The organism is Pseudomonas sp. B3(2017), assembly GCF_002113595.1.
GTDB lineage: Bacteria > Pseudomonadota > Gammaproteobacteria > Pseudomonadales > Pseudomonadaceae > Aquipseudomonas > Aquipseudomonas ekonensis.
Map to the genome: position 1 here is coordinate 383,966 of NZ_NEIU01000001.1, position 18,606 is coordinate 402,571.

Consider the following 18,606-nt stretch of genomic DNA (forward strand, 5'->3'; position numbering starts at 1 on the left):
ATGCCGAAGTCTTCGGTCACGCGCGGTGCGCGTGAAACCGCATTCCGTTCCGGGGGCAGTTCCGGACTGCAACTCCCGTACCGTCATCGCCGTGAACGGCTGAAAAACGGTTGCCATCCGCAGGCGCGGTTTGGGCTTCTGAAAATACGTTTGGTTCAACCCGACAATGGCAATAAAAAGCCTTGAATTCACTGCCGGGTTTGTGTTTGGGTTTTGGGCGCCAACCCCAACATCTAGGGTTTTTTTGCGCGCGGGCTACAAGATAATGCGTTTGGGGGAGGGATTGCAACGTACTACCTGTGGATAACCCTGTGCGTAAATTGTGTGGGAAAACGAGAAATCGCGTGTAGGCCGCGAACCTGCCGGGCCAGACCGTTTGTCACTGTTTTCCGCCGCAAAAAATGACGCCGGCAAATTTTTGAGGGCGCGAACCCTATCACAAAAAGGCAGCGTGTCCAGACGCATTTGCCGACTTGTGTTCTCGCCGGTCGACGTTTATACAATCGGCCCGTGCGCTAGCATTCTTATCCTCCCCAAACATGACAAAAAGACGGGAGGATCCTGATGGTTTCCCCGCCGGGAAACCCCTTCCTTTATCGGCAGCATCGGCAAGCAGAGGTCACCCGTGGAGCAAGAAGCCTGGCAGGTATTGATAGTCGAGGACGACCAGCGTCTGGCCGAACTGACCCGCGAATACCTGCAGGCCAACGGTTTGCGGGTGGAGATCGAAGGCAACGGCGCCCTGGCGGCGGCGCGGATCGTCAAGGAGCAGCCGGATCTGGTGATCCTCGACCTGATGCTCCCGGGCGAAGACGGCCTGAGCATCTGCCGCAAGGTGCGCGACCGCTACGACGGGCCGATCCTGATGCTCACCGCCCGCACCGATGACGCCGACCAGATTCTGGGCCTGGACCTGGGCGCCGATGACTACGTCTGCAAACCGGTGCGCCCGCGCCTGCTGTTGGCCCGCATCCAGGCGTTGCTGCGGCGCAGCGAAGCGCCGGAGCCGGCGGCGGAGAAGGCGCGCCGCCTGCAGTTCGGCCCCCTGGTGGTGGACAGCGCGCTGCGCGAGGCCTGGCTGGGCGACAGCGGCATCGAGCTGACCAGCGCCGAGTTCGACCTGCTTTGGCTGTTGGTGTCCAACGCCGGGCGGATCCTGTCCCGGGAGGAAATCTTCACCGCGCTGCGGGGCATCGGCTACGACGGCCAGGACCGTTCGATCGATGTGCGCATTTCGCGGATCCGCCCCAAGATCGGCGATGACCCGGACCATCCGCGGCTGATCAAGACCGTGCGCAGCAAAGGCTACCTGTTCGTGCCGGAAGCCTGCGCAGAACTGCCGCTGTGAATTCGATCTTCCTGCGCATCTACGGCGGCATGTGCGCCGCGCTGATTTTGGTGGCGGTGCTCGGCGTGCTGGCCCTGCACCTGCTCAATCAGGTGCGCAGCGAGCAGTACCGCGAGCGCCTGGCCCATGGCACCTTTTCGCTGATGGCCGACAACCTGCAGCCGATGAACGAAACCGAGCGTCACCGTGCGTTGTTGGTGTGGGAGCGGCTTTTGGGCATTCCCCTGGCGCTGAAGACCTTCGCCCAGACCGACCTTGACCTGACCCAGCGCACCCGCGTGCTGCGCGGCCAGGCCCTGGTGGAGCAGACCGGGCCGCACGCCGCGCGGGTCTACCGGCTGGTCAGCGACAAGGAGCAACTGGTGCTCACCGGCGACGTGCAGCAGATCAGCGAGCAACTGGCGCGGGCGACTATCTATCTGCTGGCCGACGAACTGGTGCGGGTGCCGGTGGGCGACCAGCCCAAGCGGCTGGCGCAACTGAAGGACGACAAGGGCTTCGGCTTCGACCTGCGGCTGGTCACGGTGCAGGACGCCGACATGGACGAAGACCAGAGCCGCCGCGTGGCTGAGGGCGACACGGTAATGGCGCTGGGCAAGGGCGGCGACTCGATCCGGGTGTTCGCCGGCATGGTCGGCACGCCGTGGGTGCTGGAGATCGGCCCGCTGTACCAGATGAACCCTTATCCACCGGAATGGCTGGTGCTGATCGCCGCCCTCGGGCTGACCCTGATCGGCCTGATCGTCTATCTGCTGGTGCGTCAGCTCGAACGGCGCCTGCGCGGCCTGGAGGCGGCGGCCACGCGCATCGCCAAGGGCAGCCTGGAGACCCGCGTGCCGGCGCGGGGCGCCGACTCGGTGGGCAAGTTGGCGGCGGCGTTCAACGGCATGGCCGAGCACCTGCAGCAACTGTTGGCCATCCAGCGCGAGCTGGTGCGTGCGGTGTCCCATGAGTTGCGCACGCCGGTGGCGCGCCTGCGCTTCGGGCTGGAGATGATCGGCTCGGCCACCACCCCGCAGGCGCTGGAGAAATACCGCGAAGGCATGGACCACGACATCGAGGACCTCGACAAGCTGGTGGACGAGATGCTGACCTATGCGCGGCTGGAGCAGGGCTCGCCGGAGCTGACCTTCCAGCGCATCGACCTTGATGCGTTGGTCAATCAGGTGATCGCCGAGCTGGCGCCGCTGCGCGCCGAGGTCACGGTGCAGCGCGGGCTGTGCCTGTCGGCGGCCGATTGCGACGATGCCTGGGTCGAGGCCGAGCCGCGCTACCTGCACCGGGCGCTGCAGAACCTGGTGCGCAACGCGATGCGGCATGCGCGCTCGAAGGTCACGGTGAGCTATCAGGTGGGCCAGCTGCGCTGCCGGGTGGACGTCGAGGACGATGGGCCCGGTGTACCGGAGGCGGCGTGGGAGAAGATCTTCACCCCGTTCCTGCGCCTGGACGACAGCCGCACACGGGCGTCCGGCGGGCATGGGCTGGGCTTGTCGATCGTGCGGCGGATCATCCACTGGCACGATGGCCGGGCGCTGATCGGCAAGAGCAAGAGCCTGGGCGGGGCGTGCTTCAGCCTGAGCTGGCCGCGCAATCAGGAACGGCGCTGAGTCCTGCGGTGACGGTGCCATTGTCATCGCCAGCAGGCTGGCTCCCACAGTTTTATGGAGGGTGCCGGCCTCATCGCGAGCAGGCTCGCTCCAACATTTCACCGCCGAAACCTGTGGGAGCCAGCCTGCTGGCGATGGCGTCAGTGAAGGCTCAATCCTTCAGGAGGGAATGCTGACCAGGCTCAGCAGTTGCCCGTCCTGCACCCCGAACTGCGCCTCCAGTTCCGTGCCGTTACGCCATTCGCCGGACAGGTTCGTCAACAGGCGCAACCGCACGGCGCCTTCCGGCGTCCACTCCAGCACTTCGGCATGCTCGAAGTAGAAGCGCTGCTGCACGATCGGATACAGGGCCTTGAACAGGCTTTCCTTCACCGAGAACGTCATCGTCACGCACAGCGCGATCTGGTCCCTGGGCCCGGCGGCCATGCGCTGCAGTTCCGGCGGGGTGAGAATTTCCCCGGCCAGGCGCTCGGCCCGTTCGACGTCGAGCAGGTTTTCCAGGTCCATGCCCAGCCCGCGCCAGTGCCGCTTGCGGGCGACGATCGCCGCCGCGCGGCCGGTGCCGTGGGTGATGGAACCGCAGATGTGCGCCGGCCACACCGGGGCGCGGTCCTCGCCGATGGCCGGCACCACGCCTATGCCTTCCAACTGCTGGAGCGCAGCGCGGGCGCAGAGGCGTCCGGCCAAAAACTCGGCCTGACGCTTGGCCACCGAGCGCTGGATGCTCGGCGGGGGCTCGATGGCGGCGCGGGCAAAGTCATCGCCGAGCAGGCGTGACGGGTCGAAACGGGTGCTCAGCAGCACGGTGTCGGGCAGCGTCGTGGGCAACGGCCAATGGGCGTCGAGCGCGGAGCAGCAGGCGGGGAGCAGGGGTTCGGCATTCATGGGGGGCATTTTGCCGGGTGGCCGGTGCTCAGCTCAAGGCCGGCGGCGGATTCATCGCCGGCAGGCTCGCTCCCGCATCGGAACGAGCCTGCCGGCGATGCCTTCGGGTCAACCGAAGATGTTCTTGAAGAAGGCCTGCATGTCCGCCCAGGACTTTTCATCGGCGGCCTTGTTGTAGCCGATGTCCGGGCCGCCATGTTCGCCGTGGCTCAGGCGGTCGGCGTCGGGGTTGCTGAAGCCGTGCTTGGCGCCGTCGAGGCTGACGAAACGGTAGTCGGCCCCGGCCTTGTCCATTTCCGCCTTGAAGGCCGCGACGTTGTCTGGGGTGACCATGCTGTCCAGCGCGCCGTGTTCGACGAGGATCTTCGCCTTGACGCTGCCGGGCGTGGCCGGGGTGCTGGTGGCGAGCGCGCCGTGGAAACTCACCACGCCGGCCAGCGGCACGCCTTGGCGCGCGGCGTTCAGCACCACGCCGCCGCCGAAGCAGTAGCCGATGGCGGCGAGTCTTTGCGGGTCGGTCTGCGGCTGTTTCTTCAACAGATCCAGGCCGGCCTGGAACCGCGCGCCCGCTGCTGCGCTGTCCTTGAGCGCCGCCTGCATGAAGGCCATGGCGTCCTTGGGGTGCTCGGTGTTCTTGCCGTCGCCGTACATGTCGATGGCCAGGGCGCTGTAGCCCAGCCCGGCGAGGTCGCGGGCGCGGCGCTTGGCGTAGTCGTTCAGCCCCCACCATTCATGCACCACCACCACGCCCGGGCGAGGGCCCTTGAGGGCGTCGTCGTAGGCGTAGTAGCCGATGAGCTTCGTGCCGTCGGCGCTCTGGTAAGGGATCTCCTGGGTCTTGATCGCCGCCTGGCTGAAACCGCTGGCGAGGAGCAGGGCGAGGGCGAGGAACAGGCGCATGGTCGGGTCTCCTGACAGAAAAGGGGTCAAGACAGCCTAGTCCATTTGGTTCAGCGCAGGTTCAGAGAGCGTTCAGGGGCGGTACAGGGGAGGGCCGTTAACCTTGCGCCATACCTGAAGAGCACCCAAGAGGAACATCCGATGACTCGTTTGAACAAACTGCTGCTGGCCTTCACCGTCATGAGCGCAAGCATCGCCGCCCATGCCGATACCACCTCCAACTTCGCCGGCCTGACGTTCGGCCAGACCAGCGACAAAGTGAAGAAGTCCAACGCCCTGAACGAGAACCTGGGTCACCCGGACGCCGACGGCGTGATCGGCAAGGACAACACTTGGGGCGTGCGCCTCGGTCAGCAAAATAGCCAGGGCCGCTACTACGCCACCTACGACACCGTGTCCGGTTCGCACAATGGCATTAAACTGCGCCAGGAAAACCTGCTCGGCAGCTACGATCTGTTCTATCCGGTGGGCGACAGCACCAAACTGTTCGGCGGCGCCACCGCCGGCCTGACCAAGCTGAGCCAGAATTCCCCGGGCTTCAGCCACGACAGCGACATCGGTTACGCCGTCGGCGGCCAATTCGGTGTGTTGCAGCAAGTGTCGCAGAACACCTCGGTGGAACTCGGTTACCGTTACCTGCGCAGCAACGCCAGCACCGAGATGAGCGAGCGCGGCGGCAGCAAGCAGGGCTCGCTGGACTTGACCAGCAGCGCCCAGACGTACCTGTCGGCCAACTACGCTTTCTGAGGCGCGGTTGACTGCAAAGCCCTGTGGGAGCCAGCCTGCTGGCGATGGCGTCCTGACGGTCGACCCTTTGTCGGCTGCCGGACCGCCATCGCCGGCGGGCTGGCTTCCACCTGTTGTGTCCGGAAATATCGATTGACTGGGAGAAGGTCATGAAGCTGTTGGTCGTCGAAGATGAAGCGCTGCTGCGCCATCACCTGCAAACCCGCCTCACGGAAAGCGGCCATGTGGTCGAGTCCGTGGCCAACGCCGAGGAGGCGCTGTACCAGACCGGCCAGTTCAACTTCGATCTGGCGGTGATCGACCTCGGCCTGCCGGGCATGGGCGGGCTGGACCTGATCCGTCAGCTGCGTTCGGGGGGCAAGGCGTTCCCGATCCTGATCCTCACCGCCCGCGGCAACTGGCAGGACAAGGTCGAAGGCCTGGCCGCCGGCGCCGACGACTACGTGGTCAAGCCGTTCCAGTTCGAGGAGCTCGAAGCGCGCCTCAATGCGCTGCTGCGCCGCTCCAGCGGGTTCACCCAGTCGACCATCGTCGCCGGCCCGCTGCTGCTGGACCTCAACCGCAAGCAGGCGACCCTCGATGAACAGCCACTGGCGCTGACCGCCTACGAGTACCGGATCCTCGAATACCTGATGCGCCACCATCAGCAGGTGGTGCCCAAGGACCGCCTCATGGAGCAGCTGTACCCGGATGACGACGAGCGCGATCCGAACGTGATCGAAGTGCTGGTCGGCCGTCTGCGCCGCAAGCTGGAAGGCCCGGCCGGGTTCAAGCCGATCGACACCGTGCGCGGCCTGGGCTACCTGTTCAACGAGCGCTGCACTTGATCCGCTCCCTTCGCGTTCGCTTGATGCTCGCCGCCACGACGTTGGCGGTGCTGTTCATGCTCGCCCTGTTGCCGGCGATGCAGGGCGCGTTCAGCCTGGCGTTGCAGGATTCGATCGAGCAGCGCCTGGCGTCGGACGTCACCACGCTGATCTCCGCCGCCCGCGTGGAGAACGGCCGCCTGGTGATGCCCACGCAGTTGCCGGACGAGCGCTTCAACCTCGCCGATTTCCGCCTGCTGGGCTACATCTACGACCGCGAAGGGCATCTGGTCTGGCGCTCCAAGGCGACCCAGGAAGAGCAGATCAACTACAAGCCGCGCTACGACGGCCTCGGCAACGAGTTCGCGCGGATCCGCGAGAGCAACGGCCAGGAGTTCTTCGTCTACGACGTCGAAGTCAAGCTGCTGGGCGGCAAGAGCGCGGCGTTCAGCATCGTTGCCCTGCAACCGGTGCGCGAGTACGAAACCACCCTGGAGGGCCTGCGCGAAAATCTCTATCTGGGCTTCGGCGCCGCGTTGCTGGTGCTGCTGGCGCTGCTGTGGATCGGCCTGACCTGGGGCCTCAAGGCCCTGCGCCGGCTCAGCCAGGAGCTGGACGAAATCGAAAGCGGCACCCGCGAGAGCCTCAGCGAACAGCACCCGCGCGAACTGCTGCGCCTGACCGGCTCGCTCAACCGCCTGCTGCACAGCGAACGCCAGCAGCGCAGCCGTTACCGCGACTCCCTCGACGACCTGGCCCACAGCCTGAAAACCCCGCTGGCGGTGCTGCAAGGCGTCAGCGAAGACATGGCCCTGCGCCCCCAGGACCGGGACCAGGCCTGGGTGCTGCAGAACCAGATCGAGCGCATGAGCCAGCAGATCAGCTACCAGCTGCAGCGGGCGAGCCTGCGCAAGAGCGGGCTGGTGCGCCATCAGGTGCGCCTGCGCCCGGTGCTGCAGAGCCTGTGCGACACCCTGGACAAGGTCTACCGCGACAAGCGTGTGCGGGTCGCCTTCGACCTGCCCGAGCACTGCTACGTGCCGATCGAGCAGGGCGCCTTGCTGGAAATGATGGGCAACCTGCTGGAGAACGCCTACCGCCTGTGCCTGGGCGAAGTGCGCATCAGCGTGCGCGAGAGCCTGGCCGGGGTCGAGCTGTGCGTGGAGGACGACGGCCCCGGCGTGCCGCAGGATCAGCGTGCACGGATCCTGGAGCGCGGCGAGCGGCTGGACCGGCAGCATCCGGGGCAGGGCATCGGCCTGGCGGTGGTCAAGGACATCATCGAAAGCTACAGCGCCAAGCTGACCTTGGGGGATTCGCCGATGGGCGGGGCGGCGTTCAGGATTCACTTCCCGGCGGTCTGACCGTTGGGCGTTGGCCTTGCAGGCCTCATCGCGGGCAAGCCCGCTCCCACAGGTTCCGCGGTCTGCACAACAGTGGTGAACGCCCACGATCACTGTGGGAGCGGGCTTGCCCGCGAAGGGGCCATTCGATCCGGTCGAAGATCCGGCTCAATGCTCCTGCGCCCGGTAAGCCCCCGGCGTCAGCCCCGTCCACTTCTTGAAGGCCCGGTGAAACGCCGACGGCTCGGAAAACCCCAACTGCTCGGCGATCGCCTGCAACGACAGATCGGCCCGTCCCAGGTGGTAGATGGCGATATCCCGCCGCAGCTGATCCTTGAGCTCCTGAAAGCTGGTGCCTTCCTCGCGCAGGTGCCGGCGCAGGGTCTGCGGGCTGATGTGCAGGTGCGCCGCCACCGCTTCCAGGTCCGGCCAGCGCGCGCTGTCCTGGCTGAGCAGGCGACGCAGCCGGCTGCTGAGGCTGTTGCCGTCGTCCGGGCGCGACAGCAGGTCGGCGGGGGAGCGTTCGAGGAAGTGCTTGAGGGTGCGCTCGTCCTGCAGCAGCGGCATGTTCAGGTAGCGGCTGTGGAAGCGCAGGCTGCTTTGCCCGGCCGAGAACGACAACGGGCAGGAGAACAGCAGATCGTACTCGGCGCCGTGGGCAGGCTTGGGGTAGCTGAATGTCGCCTGCTCCAGGCGGATCCGCTGGCCGATCATCCAGCTGCCCAGGCGATGCCAGATCACCAGCAGGCTTTCGGTCAGAAAGTGATCCGGATCCCATAACCGCGAATCGTCCAGGCTCAGGCGCACCCACTCGTCCTCGCGGTGCAGGGTCAGGCGCGGGGCCTCGGGGAATAGGCTATAAAACAGTAAGCCACGGTTGAGCGCCTTCTCCAGCGTGCGGCAATGGATCACGGCATGGCACATCATGGCGAAGCTGCCGGGTTTGCTCGGCGCCCGGCCGAAGCCCAGGTACTCGTCGTCCAGCGCCAGCCACAGGCCCTGGATCAGCCGGGTGAACTGCTCAGGGGCGATCCGCGCGCGCGGCTCCTCCAGCAGTTCGGGGCTGATGCCCAGCTGCTGCAGCAACGGCGAGCAGTCGTGGCCCGCACGCTGCGCGCCGACCAGGGCGGCGCGGGCGAAATGGCTGGCAATGGTGCGTTCGCGCATAAGCGGCAAGTCCTCCCTCAGGCGACGGATGGTAGCTGGCGGCCCGAACGTGCAACAAGGCGGATTTCCGCCAAATTGTAGGACGAGAGCGGGCGTGTTGGCGGAAATCCGCCACGTCGAGTCGGCGCAACGGTGACCGTGATCGGGCCGCAATCCCTGATATCAAAAGGCTTTCAGCGAAATGCGCCAAAGTGGCACGCGGTTTGCGATACAAGCGCCAGAAGCGTGCGCCGAGCCGGTCCGGAAAGCGTCGCTCGACACAACAAATCCCTCCAGTGCAGGAGGGTTCGCAATTCAAGTGTCGTGTTCAACAGATGGATGTTGCCCGCGGGACTCTTGAGGAAACTTGCAATGACGACTCGTCAGCCACTGTACAAATCCCTGTATTTCCAGGTGATCGTCGCAATCTGCATCGGTATCGCGCTCGGCCACTACTATCCGCAGCTCGGTGTGGCCGTAAAGCCGCTGGGTGACGGGTTCATCAAACTGATCAAAATGATCATCGCCCCGATCATCTTCTGCACCGTCGTCAGCGGCATCGCCGGCATGCAGAACATGAAATCGGTCGGCAAGACCGGCGGCTACGCGCTCCTGTACTTCGAAATCGTTTCGACCATCGCCCTGCTGGTCGGCCTGGTCGTGGTCAACATCGTGCAGCCCGGCAACGGCATGCACGTCGACGTGAGCACCCTGGACGCCTCGAAAGTCGCGACCTACGTGCAGCAAGGCGCCGAGCAAAGCGTCGTGGGCTTCCTGCTCAACGTGATCCCGAGCACCATCGTCGGCGCCTTCGCCACCGGCGACATCCTGCAAGTGCTGATGTTCTCGGTGATCTTCGGTTTCGCCCTGCACCGCCTGGGCGCCTACGGCAAGCCGATCCTCGACTTCATCGATCGCTTCGCCCACGTGATGTTCAACATCATCAACATGATCATGAAGCTTGCGCCGATCGGTGCCTTCGGTGCGATGGCGTTCACCATCGGCGCCTACGGCGTCGGCTCGCTGGTGCAGTTGGGTCAACTGATGGCCTGCTTCTACATCACGTGCCTGGCGTTCATCCTGATCGTGCTCGGCGCCATCGCCCGCATGCACGGCTTCAGCGTGCTGAAGATGATCCGCTACATCCGTGAAGAGCTGCTGATCGTGCTCGGCACCTCGTCGTCGGAATCGGTGCTGCCGCGCATGCTGATCAAGATGGAGCGTCTGGGCGCGAAGAAATCCGTCGTGGGTCTGGTGATCCCGACCGGCTACTCGTTCAACCTCGACGGCACCGCGATCTACCTGACCATGGCCGCCGTGTTCATCGCCCAGGCCACCGACACGCACATGGACATCACCCATCAGATCACCCTGCTGGTGGTGTTGCTGCTGTCCTCCAAAGGCGCGGCCGGCGTGACCGGTTCGGGCTTCATCGTGCTGGCGGCCACGCTGTCGGCCGTCGGTCACCTGCCGGTGGCCGGCCTGGCGCTGATCCTGGGCATCGACCGCTTCATGTCCGAAGCCCGTGCGTTGACCAACCTGGTCGGCAACGCCGTCGCCACCATCGTGGTCGCCAAGTGGGTCAAGGAGCTGGACACCGACGTGCTGCAGGCCGAGCTGGCCTCGGGCGGTCGCGGCATCGCCGATACCCGTCCGGAAGACGACCTGGGCGTGGCCGAAGGCGCGACCCCAAGCAGCGTCAAGTAACGCTGGCGTCATGAAGAAACCCGCTGCGGCGGGTTTTTTCTTGCCTGCGGTTTGAGCGCAACGGTCACTGCCGCTGACGCATCCGGTGATTGCCGCCCCGGCCGGGGCTGCCTAGGCTGCTGGGATCGTTCACGGAGATCGCCCATGTCCGCACCGCTGGCCTCACTGAAAATCCTGGATTTCTCGACCCTGCTGCCGGGGCCGTTCGCGTCGCTGCTGCTGGCGGACATGGGCGCCGAGGTGCTGCGCATCGAATCTCCGACCCGCCTGGATCTGGTGCGGGTGCTGCCGCCCCACGATCACGGGATATCGGCCAGCCACGCCTACCTCAACCGCAACAAGCGCAGCCTGGCCCTGGACCTGAAGCAGCCCGAAGCGCTGGAGGTGATCAAGCGTTTGCTGGCGGACTACGACATCGTGCTGGAGCAGTTCCGTCCCGGCGTGATGGAGCGCCTGGGGCTGGGCTATGAGGCACTGAAGGCGATCAACCCCCGGCTGATCTACGTGTCGATCACCGGCTACGGCCAGACCGGCCCTTACAAGGATCGCGCCGGCCACGACATCAATTACCTGGCCCTGGCCGGGCTCTCCAGCCACACCGGGCGCGCCGACAGCGGGCCGTTGCCGCTGGGCATGCAGGTGGCGGATATCGCCGGCGGCTCGCTGCACGGGGTGATCGGTTTGCTGGCGGCGGTGATTTCTCGCCAGCAGAGCGGGCAGGGCACACACCTGGACGTGAGCATGACCGACTGCGCCTTCAGCCTGAACGCCATGGCCGGCGCCGGGTATCTGGCGTGTGGTGAACTACCGGGCTGGGAAGATCAGATGCTCAATGGCGGCAGCTTCTACGATTACTACCGCTCCCGGGATGGGCGCTGGATGTCGGTGGGCAGCCTGGAGCCGGCCTTCATGCAGCAACTGTGTGCGGCGCTGGGGCGGCCGGAACTGGCGGCCCAGGGTTTGTCACCCAAGCCGCAGCAGCAACGGGCGCTCAAGGAGGCCTTGAAGGTCGAGTTCGAGAAACATGACTTTGCCGACCTGTGCGAGCTGTTCGCCGGCATCGATGCCTGCGTCGAACCGGTGTTGAATCTGGGCGAGGCGGTGGGGCATCCGCAGTTGCAGGCGCGGGCGCTGGTGGCGCAGGTACCGCGTGGGGACGGCACGGCCCAGGCGCAGATTGCTTGCCCGCTGAAGTTCTCCGAAGCGTTGCCGCCGCCGCGGCATGTCGGGGCGGCGCTGGGGGCGCATACGGATCAGGTGCTGGAGGGGTTGGGCTTCGCTGCTGCGGAGATCGAGGCGCTGCGGCAAGCCAAGGTGGTGCTCTAGCGGCTGTCCCGGCCCTTCGCCAGCAGGGGATGTGTGAACGCCAAAGATCCAGTATGGGAGCCAGCCAGCTGGCGATGGGGCCGGAACAGGCGCCACGGGATCCGCGCTATTCGACCCGCATCTCCCCGCTGAACACCAAGGTGTTCCGGCATCTGCGGCACAGGTACCGTCGCCCCTGCCTGACCAGGCTATGGCGCTGGGCCGTGAACGGGAAGTCGCTGTCGGCGCACGGGCACTTGTAGATGTAGCGGGTCACGCTGCGGCGCTTGACCTCATAGGTGTGGCAGCGGTCGGGCGGCAATTCGTAGACGCCGCGCATGATCAGCTGCCATTCCTCGCCGTGGGGCTGGATGCGGTCGCCGAACAGTTGATGGGCGATCAGGTGCGCGACCTCATGGGCCACGGTCTGCTTGAGGAAATGCTCGGTGTTTTCCCGGTACAGCTGCGGGTTGAAGCGCAGCAGGTTCTCGTGCAGGTGCGCGACCCCGGCTTTTTGCCCGCGCAGCTTGAGGCTCACCACGGGGCGCTTGAAAGGACGTTTGAAAAAGGATTCGGCGAGTTGGAAACAGTCTTCGACGCGGGTATTGAGTTGCTCGGGCATGCTTGATGGATCTCCAGAAGCTTGGAGTATGCCGCAACCTTCCGGCCTTGCGCATCGCCGGACCGCCGAATGGTCGCGGCTTTCCCGGGCATGAGAAGGCCGCCTTGCGGCGGCCTGGTGTTGGCGGATCTTGTTCTTTTCGGGGGGATCGCTAGTTGGTGTAGACCGGGCCCACGCCCAGCCCCCAGACAATCACGGTGAACGCCATGATGGCCACCAGCACCACCAGGCCTACCGCCAGCACCGAGCTGGAAAACAGGAATCCCTCATCGGTCGGTATGTTCATGAAGGTGGGCAGGCCCACGTAGAGCAGGTACACCGTGTAGCAGATGGCCGCCGTGCCGACGATCATCCCCAGCCACATGTGCGGATACAGCGCCGCCAGCCCGCCGACGAACAGCGGCGTCGCGGTGTAGGTGGCGAAGGCCACGCAACGGGCCAGGCTCGGGTTGGCGTCGTAGGTGCGGGCCATCCAGTGGATGAACGCGCCCATGACCGCCACGCCGCCGAGCATCGCCAGGTACGACATGATCGTCATCCACAGCGCGCTTTCGAGGGTCAGCATCACCGGCGCACGGCTGCCGATCACCCAGCCGACCTGGGTCGTGCCGATGAACGCCGAGACCGCGGGGATCGCCGCCAGGATCAGCGTGTGCGTCAGGTACATGTGGCTGATGCTTTCTTCCTGGTCGCCACGGATTTCCTTCCATTCCTGATCGGGGTGGGTGAAGAGCCCCACTACGTGATGGATCATGCCAGTCACTCCTCTTTGTATTGCCATCGCCCCCCAACGGAGCGCCTTCGGGCCAAGGTGGCCGAGCAAATTCAGGTCTCCAGACATCGATGCGACCTTATGTCGCAGTATAGGAAGGTCTTGACCGCACAGGGTGTAGGGGCTTAGAGCAAATCGCGCTGTAAACCCAGGGCTTAATCGCCGCAGGGACTTGAGCCGCCGGCGCAGCGACAGACCCGCGGCCCTTCGCCCGGGCGGCGTTTTTGCGTAAAATGCCCGCCCTTCGTCACACCTCACGGATTTCGCGTCATGGGCACTCTCACCGTCAACCAGAACAAACTGCAAAAGCGCCTGCGCCGCCTGGCCGGCGAAGCGGTCGCCGACTTCAACATGATCGAGGACGGCGACAAGGTGATGGTCTGCCTGTCCGGGGGCAAAGACAGCTACACCATGCTCGATGTGCTGATGCACCTGCAGAAGGTCGCGCCGGTCAAGTTCGAGATCGTCGCGGTGAACATGGACCAGAAGCAGCCGGGCTTCCCCGAGCACGTCCTGCCGGCCTACCTCAAAGAGCTGGGCATCGAGTACCACATCGTCGAAAAGGACACCTATTCGGTGGTCAAGGAGCTGGTGCCGGAAGGCAAGACCACCTGCTCGCTGTGCTCGCGCCTGCGCCGCGGCACGCTGTACACCTTCGCCGACGAGATCGGCGCGACCAAGATGGCCTTGGGGCACCACCGCGACGACATCGTCGAGACGTTCTTCCTGAACATGTTCTTCAACGGTACCCTCAAGGCCATGCCGCCCAAGCTGCGCGCCGACGACGGCCGCAACGTGGTGATCCGCCCCCTGGCCTACTGCAACGAGAAGGACATCCAGGCCTACTCGGACTTCAAGCAGTTCCCGATCATCCCGTGCAACCTGTGCGGCTCCCAGGAAAACCTGCAGCGCCAGGTGGTCAAGGAAATGCTCCAGGACTGGGAGCGCAAGACCCCGGGCCGCACCGAAAGCATCTTCCGCAGCCTGCAGAACGTGGTGCCGTCGCAACTGGCCGACCGCAACCTGTTCGACTTCACCAGCCTGAAGATCGACGAGACGGCGGCTTCGCGCTTCGTCAACGTCGTCAATCTCTAAGCCCCGTCAAGGTGGGAGCCAGCCTGCTGGCGATCCGGTGCGTCACGACTGATGCAGCGTCATCGCCGGCAGGCTGGCTCCCACTGTCGTTTGTGTTCTCGGGCGACATTCATTTCAGACCTCAGGAGAGGGCATGCGCGACTACAAGTGGCTGCACGAATACTGTCTGAACCGTTTCGGTTCGGCGGCCGAACTGGAAGCCCACCTGCCTGTCCCCAAGACCGCGGCGCAACTGCGTGCGGTGGGCGACGACCGCTACCTGTCGACCATGGCCCTGCGAGTGTTCCGCGCCGGGCTCAAGCACAGCCTGGTGGACGCCAAGTGGCCGGCCTTCGAGGAGGTGTTCTTCGGCTTCGACCCGGAAAAGGTCGTGCTGATGAGCGCCGAGCACCTTGAGCGCCTGATGCAGGACGCGCGGATCATCCGCCACCTGGGCAAGCTCAAGAGCGTGCCGCGCAATGCGCAGTTCATCCTGGATGTGGAGAAAGAGAAGGGCAGCTTCGGCGCCTTGCTCGCCGACTGGCCGGTGACCGACATCGTCGGCCTGTGGACGTACCTGAAAAAGCGCGGCCACCAACTGGGCGGGCTGTCGGCGCCGCGGTTCCTGCGGATGGCCGGCAAGGACACCTTCGTGCCGAGCTACGACGTGGTGGCGGCGCTGAACGCCCAAGGCATCATCGACAAGGTGCCGAGCAGCCTGCGCGACCTGGCCACGGTGCAGGACGCCTTCAACCGCTGGCACGAAGAGAGCGGCGGACGGCCGATGAGCCAGATCTCGATGATGCTGGCCTATACCGTCAATCATTAAGATCGGGGTTGTCTGCGATCGCCAGCAGGCTGGCTCCTACAGGGGATTGGTGAGCACCGCAGGTCCCGTGTGGGAGCCAGCCTGCTGGCGATGGCGAGCGGTCAGGCGACGCTGACCTCGCCTTCGCCCGCCCGCTTGCGGTCCAGCTGATACCGCCACCGCACATACAGCAGCGCCGAGCAGAACACCGCCAGGCTGGCGATCATCTCCAGCACGCCGAACAGCTGACGGCCCGGGTCATACGCGGCCAGCGCGCCCTTGATGAAGTACAGGTTCACCGCAAAGCACATCCACGAATGCCCCCGCGGGCTGCCCGTGACCATGCCCGGCGCGAGCACGATCCACGGGATCAGCTCGATCAGCAGGATCACCCAGGGGCGCGCGCCGTGCAGGTCGGCGAACACCAGGTAGTAGGCGGCGAGCAGTCCGGCCAGGGCGAAGAAGCACAGCAGGCTGACGATCCGCATCACCCGCACCCGCGGCGCGAGCCATTCGACGGCGGGCAAGACTTTGGGCTTTTTCGCCATCCTCAGCTCCCCAGCTTCTGCGCGGTTTTCGCCAGGCGTGCGCCCAAGGCGCGGCACAGCGCGATTTCGTGGCTGTCCAGGCCGCTCTTGCCGTCGGCCCCGGCATGGTGGCTGGCGCCGTACGGCGTGCCGCCGCCCTGGGTCTCCAGCAGCGCCGATTCGCTGTAGGGCAGGCCGGTGATCAGCATGCCGTGATGCAGCAGCGGCAGCATCATCGACAGCAGCGTGGTCTCCTGGCCGCCGTGCAGGCTGGCGGTGGAGGTGAACACGCCGGCCGGCTTGCCCACCAGGGCGCCGGTCAGCCAGAGGTTGCTGGTGCCGTCGAGGAAGTACTTGAGCGGCGCGGCCATGTTGCCGAAGCGGGTCGGGCTGCCCAGGGCCAGGCCGGCGCAGTTCTTCAGGTCGTCCAGCGTGGCGTACAGCGCGCCTTCGTCGGGAATGTCCGGCGCCACCGCTTCGCACTCGGCGGAGATCGCCGGCACGGTGCGCAGGCGCGCTTCGAGCCCGGCCTGTTCGACGCCGCGGGCGATCTGCCGGGCCATCTCGTTGGTCGAGCCGCTGCGGCTGTAATACAGGACCAGAATGTACGGATCGCTCACGGCAGCAGCTCCAGGACCCGCTCCGGCGGACGGCCGATGACGGCCTTGTCGCCGGCTTCGAGGATCGGGCGCTCCATCAGTTTCGGATGGTCCGCGATGGCGGCGATCAGTTGTTCTTCGCTGAGGCTGCTGTCGGCCAGCTGAAGCGTGTTGTATTCATCTTCGCCGGTGCGCAGCAGTTGCCGGGCGCCGATCCCCAGCTTGCCGAGCAAGGCCTTGATCTGCGCGGCGTCCAGCGGGGTTTCGAGGTAACGCACCACGTTCGGGGTCAGGCCACGGGCTTCGAGCAGTTCGAGTGCGCCACGGGATTTCGAGCAGCGCGGGTTGTGATAGAGCGTCAGATCGGTCATGGCGGGTCGCTTATGGCGTAAAGTGGCGGCTATTCTAACTGTGCAGCGCGCAATCCAGAACCTCGGGAGGCGACGGGTCGCAGGCGCATTCAATTTTTCACAAGGAACATGACATGACACGGCGACTGGCAGCGGCATTGACGATCATCGGAGCGTTGATGCTGGGGGGCTGCGGTAACGACTATGGCATCGATCAGAACGGGCAGAAAGTGGCCTCCGAGCGCCTCGACAAGCAGTGGGTGGTGCTCAACTACTGGGCCGAATGGTGCGGCCCGTGCCGCACCGAGATCCCGGAGCTCAACCACTTGGCCGAGCAGCTCAAGGACAGGAAGATCGGCGTGTTCGGGGTCAACTTCGACAACGTGCAAGGTGAGGAGCTCAAAGGCGCCAGCGAGAAGCTGGGCATCCGCTTCACCGTGCTGGCGCAGGATCCGGCGGACCTGTTCGAACTGCCGCGCAGCGAGGCCTTGCCGGTGACCTACATCATCGACAACAAGGGCAAGGTGCGTGAGCAGTTGCTGGGCGAGCAGACGGCGGCGGGGGTGATGGCGAAGCTGGAGGCGCTGAAGGCGACCAACTGAAGGGGTGCTGTGGCGAGGGAACGTGCTCCCTCGCCATAAAAAGGCTTCAGCCTTCTTCCAGCCACCAGCGCAACGGCTTGCCTTCGACGGGCCAGAAGCGCATCTGCTCGATCGGCGAGACGTCCCAGCGCTCGACCTTCTCCAGCGCCTGCAAGAAGCGCTGTTCCTGCTCCATCAGCGCCGGCGCGCATTGCTTGCGGGTCTTGCCGATCTTGCCGAAGCTCAGTTTGTCGCCGTCCAGGGTGTACGGCGCGAACCAATGGTTGCAGCCGCCGTTGCCGTAGGCCCGGCCATCGTCGCCCAGGGTGACGGTCAAGTGGCTGTAGTCCATCAGCGGGCGTTCGCCGATCCATTCCAGGATGTAGCTGCGGTTCTGCTGCAGCTGCACCGGCTCGGCGGCGCACCCGGCGAGGCCGGCACCGACGGCGGCGGTCAGGGCCAGGTGTTTCATCACGCGGACTCCCGGCAGCTCGGGCACACATGCTTGCCGCCCACGGCCTGCCAGCCCAGTTCGGCGATGCGTGCGGTGGCGGCGGCCGTCTCGGCCGGCTTGCCGAGCTTGGCGTCCACCGCGAACTCGAAGCTCAGGGCTTTGGCGCACGCATCGCAGTTGACCTGCCAGGTGTGGATCGCCAGTTCGCCGAACACCGGCCCCTGGGTCATCGCGGTCCATTGGCCCGGCGGGTTGATCAGGTGGCGGACGGTTTCGACGGTCAGGCGCATGGACAGGTCCTTGCTGCCCTTGAGGGTGACCACCAGGACGTCGCCGACGCGGATCGAGCCGCCGTTGCCGGTGACCTGATAGCGGCCCGGCACGATGGCGCGGCATTCGGTGAGGGTGTGTTGCGGGTTCATCAGGGTGTAGCGGAAATCGTGTTCGACCATGGAGCCTCCAAATATGCGCGACATGCTAGCACGGGCCGGATTGCAGAATGACGCGCGCTTGCGACCTTCGATCCGGTTCAAACCGGCACCGCAGTCATGGCAAACTGCCGCTTCTTTTTTCTAAGGAACGGAACATGGCGCTGATCGAATGTTATGAATGCAAGCGCAGCATCAGCTCGCAGACATCGGCGTGCATCCATTGCGGAGCCCCGCTGGAGCACGGCGCGGGCGGCGCTGAGGCAACGAAGTCGCCGATTTCCTTTGGCCGCCTGCCGCGCAACGAATCCGTTCCCGAAGCGTCGATCGCGCCCGCAGCGCCTGCGCCGCAGCCACGGGCCACGCCGGCGGCGGCCGGTCGCCGCCGGCGTGCGCAGGCGGCGCAACCGGTCGAGCCTCAGTTGAACGCCGACGGTTCGCGGCCGGTGGAAGGCTGGCTGAAGATCATGGTGTTCCTGCTGCCGGGCTTTTTTGTCTGGTTCCTGCTGCGCAGCGGCCACTCGGCCAAACAGCGGCTGCTGGGCTTCGGTTGGCTGGCGTTGCTGATCCTGGCGTCGTCGCTCAAGCCGTCCTGAG

21 protein-coding genes are annotated in these 18,606 nt (G+C 65.4%); 11 read left to right on the forward strand and 10 right to left on the reverse strand.

Annotated features, from left to right (window positions below):
* Nucleotides 1-625: 625 nt before the first annotated feature.
* Complete coding sequence (locus tag CAG33_RS01660) at nt 626-1,348, forward strand: response regulator (protein ID WP_085578203.1); 723 nt, start codon at nt 626-628, stop codon at nt 1,346-1,348.
* Nucleotides 1,345-2,955 carry an ATP-binding protein gene (locus tag CAG33_RS01665; protein WP_085636677.1) on the forward strand — a complete coding sequence of 537 codons (1,611 nt, stop codon included), beginning with the start codon at nt 1,345-1,347 and terminating at the stop codon, nt 2,953-2,955. Before CAG33_RS01660 ends, CAG33_RS01665 begins: the two co-directional genes overlap by 4 nt.
* A 159-nt stretch (nt 2,956-3,114) precedes the next feature.
* Here CAG33_RS01665 and CAG33_RS01670 read toward each other — a convergent pair whose 3' ends face one another.
* Nucleotides 3,115-3,840, reverse strand: coding sequence for a 4'-phosphopantetheinyl transferase (locus CAG33_RS01670; RefSeq protein WP_085636679.1), 726 nt, complete (start codon nt 3,838-3,840; stop codon nt 3,115-3,117).
* Nucleotides 3,841-3,948: 108 nt separating this feature from the next.
* Nucleotides 3,949-4,740 (reverse strand): dienelactone hydrolase family protein, encoded by a 792-nt coding sequence (locus CAG33_RS01675; protein ID WP_085636681.1) that lies wholly within the window; start codon nt 4,738-4,740, stop codon nt 3,949-3,951.
* Between the two features lie 141 nt (nt 4,741-4,881).
* Between CAG33_RS01675 and CAG33_RS01680 the strand changes: the two genes are divergently transcribed.
* The 3 genes from CAG33_RS01680 to CAG33_RS01690 all read left to right on the forward strand — a co-directional run bounded on the left by CAG33_RS01680 (nt 4,882) and on the right by CAG33_RS01690 (nt 7,657).
* Nucleotides 4,882-5,487, forward strand: coding sequence for a hypothetical protein (locus tag CAG33_RS01680; protein WP_085578199.1), 606 nt, complete (start codon nt 4,882-4,884; stop codon nt 5,485-5,487).
* Between the two features lie 149 nt (nt 5,488-5,636).
* Nucleotides 5,637-6,314: a response regulator transcription factor gene (locus CAG33_RS01685; protein ID WP_085578198.1), complete on the forward strand. Its 678-nt coding sequence runs from the start codon at nt 5,637-5,639 to the stop codon at nt 6,312-6,314.
* Nucleotides 6,311-7,657 carry an ATP-binding protein gene (locus tag CAG33_RS01690; RefSeq protein WP_085578197.1) on the forward strand — a complete coding sequence of 449 codons (1,347 nt, stop codon included), beginning with the start codon at nt 6,311-6,313 and terminating at the stop codon, nt 7,655-7,657. The genes CAG33_RS01685 and CAG33_RS01690 overlap by 4 nt, the downstream gene beginning before the upstream one ends.
* 147 nt (nt 7,658-7,804) lie before the next feature.
* On the opposite strand, the gene CAG33_RS01695 is transcribed toward CAG33_RS01690, so the two are convergent.
* Nucleotides 7,805-8,803 (reverse strand): AraC family transcriptional regulator, encoded by a 999-nt coding sequence (locus CAG33_RS01695; protein ID WP_085636683.1) that lies wholly within the window; start codon nt 8,801-8,803, stop codon nt 7,805-7,807.
* Between the two features lie 351 nt (nt 8,804-9,154).
* Between CAG33_RS01695 and CAG33_RS01700 the strand changes: the two genes are divergently transcribed.
* Both CAG33_RS01700 and CAG33_RS01705 read left to right on the forward strand, forming a co-directional pair.
* Entirely contained in the window at nt 9,155-10,489 is a 1,335-nt protein-coding gene (locus tag CAG33_RS01700) for a dicarboxylate/amino acid:cation symporter (protein WP_085578195.1), read from the forward strand.
* 144 nt (nt 10,490-10,633) lie between these two features.
* Nucleotides 10,634-11,815 (forward strand): CaiB/BaiF CoA-transferase family protein, encoded by a 1,182-nt coding sequence (locus tag CAG33_RS01705; protein WP_085629635.1) that lies wholly within the window; start codon nt 10,634-10,636, stop codon nt 11,813-11,815.
* A gap of 106 nt (nt 11,816-11,921) precedes the next feature.
* On the opposite strand, the gene CAG33_RS01710 is transcribed toward CAG33_RS01705, so the two are convergent.
* A complete protein-coding gene (locus CAG33_RS01710) occupies nt 11,922-12,416 on the reverse strand; it encodes a SprT family zinc-dependent metalloprotease (protein ID WP_085578193.1) in 495 nt (164 codons plus the stop codon).
* Nucleotides 12,417-12,567: 151 nt separating this feature from the next.
* Nucleotides 12,568-13,170, reverse strand: coding sequence for a Yip1 family protein (locus CAG33_RS01715; RefSeq protein ID WP_085578192.1), 603 nt, complete (start codon nt 13,168-13,170; stop codon nt 12,568-12,570).
* 288 nt (nt 13,171-13,458) lie between these two features.
* On the opposite strand from CAG33_RS01715, the gene ttcA reads away from it, so the two are divergent.
* Together ttcA and CAG33_RS01725 are read left to right on the forward strand one after the other, a co-directional pair.
* Nucleotides 13,459-14,283 carry a tRNA 2-thiocytidine(32) synthetase TtcA gene (ttcA, locus tag CAG33_RS01720; RefSeq protein ID WP_085578191.1) on the forward strand — a complete coding sequence of 275 codons (825 nt, stop codon included), beginning with the start codon at nt 13,459-13,461 and terminating at the stop codon, nt 14,281-14,283.
* Nucleotides 14,284-14,416: 133 nt separating this feature from the next.
* Nucleotides 14,417-15,091: a DNA-3-methyladenine glycosylase I gene (locus tag CAG33_RS01725; protein ID WP_085629637.1), complete on the forward strand. Its 675-nt coding sequence runs from the start codon at nt 14,417-14,419 to the stop codon at nt 15,089-15,091.
* A 101-nt stretch (nt 15,092-15,192) separates the two neighbouring features.
* On the opposite strand, the gene CAG33_RS01730 is transcribed toward CAG33_RS01725, so the two are convergent.
* Genes CAG33_RS01730 through arsC form a run of 3 tightly spaced genes read right to left on the reverse strand, consistent with a single transcriptional unit; the run spans nt 15,193 to nt 16,567 of the window.
* Nucleotides 15,193-15,618, reverse strand: a complete 426-nt coding sequence (locus CAG33_RS01730; RefSeq protein ID WP_085578189.1) for a DUF2069 domain-containing protein — start codon at nt 15,616-15,618, stop codon at nt 15,193-15,195.
* Between the two features lie 2 nt (nt 15,619-15,620).
* A complete protein-coding gene (wrbA, locus tag CAG33_RS01735; RefSeq protein WP_085578188.1) occupies nt 15,621-16,217 on the reverse strand; it encodes an NAD(P)H:quinone oxidoreductase in 597 nt (198 codons plus the stop codon).
* Nucleotides 16,214-16,567, reverse strand: coding sequence for an arsenate reductase (glutaredoxin) (gene arsC / locus CAG33_RS01740; RefSeq protein WP_085636685.1), 354 nt, complete (start codon nt 16,565-16,567; stop codon nt 16,214-16,216). Before arsC ends, wrbA begins: the two co-directional genes overlap by 4 nt.
* A gap of 113 nt (nt 16,568-16,680) precedes the next feature.
* Between arsC and CAG33_RS01745 the strand changes: the two genes are divergently transcribed.
* Nucleotides 16,681-17,148 (forward strand): TlpA disulfide reductase family protein, encoded by a 468-nt coding sequence (locus CAG33_RS01745; RefSeq protein ID WP_085578186.1) that lies wholly within the window; start codon nt 16,681-16,683, stop codon nt 17,146-17,148.
* A 46-nt stretch (nt 17,149-17,194) separates the two neighbouring features.
* Here the strand turns inward: CAG33_RS01745 and CAG33_RS01750 are convergent, their stop codons facing one another.
* Nucleotides 17,195-17,599 carry an META domain-containing protein gene (locus CAG33_RS01750; RefSeq protein ID WP_085578185.1) on the reverse strand — a complete coding sequence of 135 codons (405 nt, stop codon included), beginning with the start codon at nt 17,597-17,599 and terminating at the stop codon, nt 17,195-17,197.
* Nucleotides 17,599-18,033 (reverse strand): hypothetical protein, encoded by a 435-nt coding sequence (locus CAG33_RS01755; RefSeq protein ID WP_085578184.1) that lies wholly within the window; start codon nt 18,031-18,033, stop codon nt 17,599-17,601. The genes CAG33_RS01750 and CAG33_RS01755 overlap by 1 nt, the downstream gene beginning before the upstream one ends.
* Before the next feature lie 134 nt (nt 18,034-18,167).
* On the opposite strand from CAG33_RS01755, the gene CAG33_RS01760 reads away from it, so the two are divergent.
* Nucleotides 18,168-18,605, forward strand: a complete 438-nt coding sequence (locus CAG33_RS01760; protein ID WP_085636687.1) for a hypothetical protein — start codon at nt 18,168-18,170, stop codon at nt 18,603-18,605.
* Nucleotide 18,606: the final 1 nt, after the last annotated feature.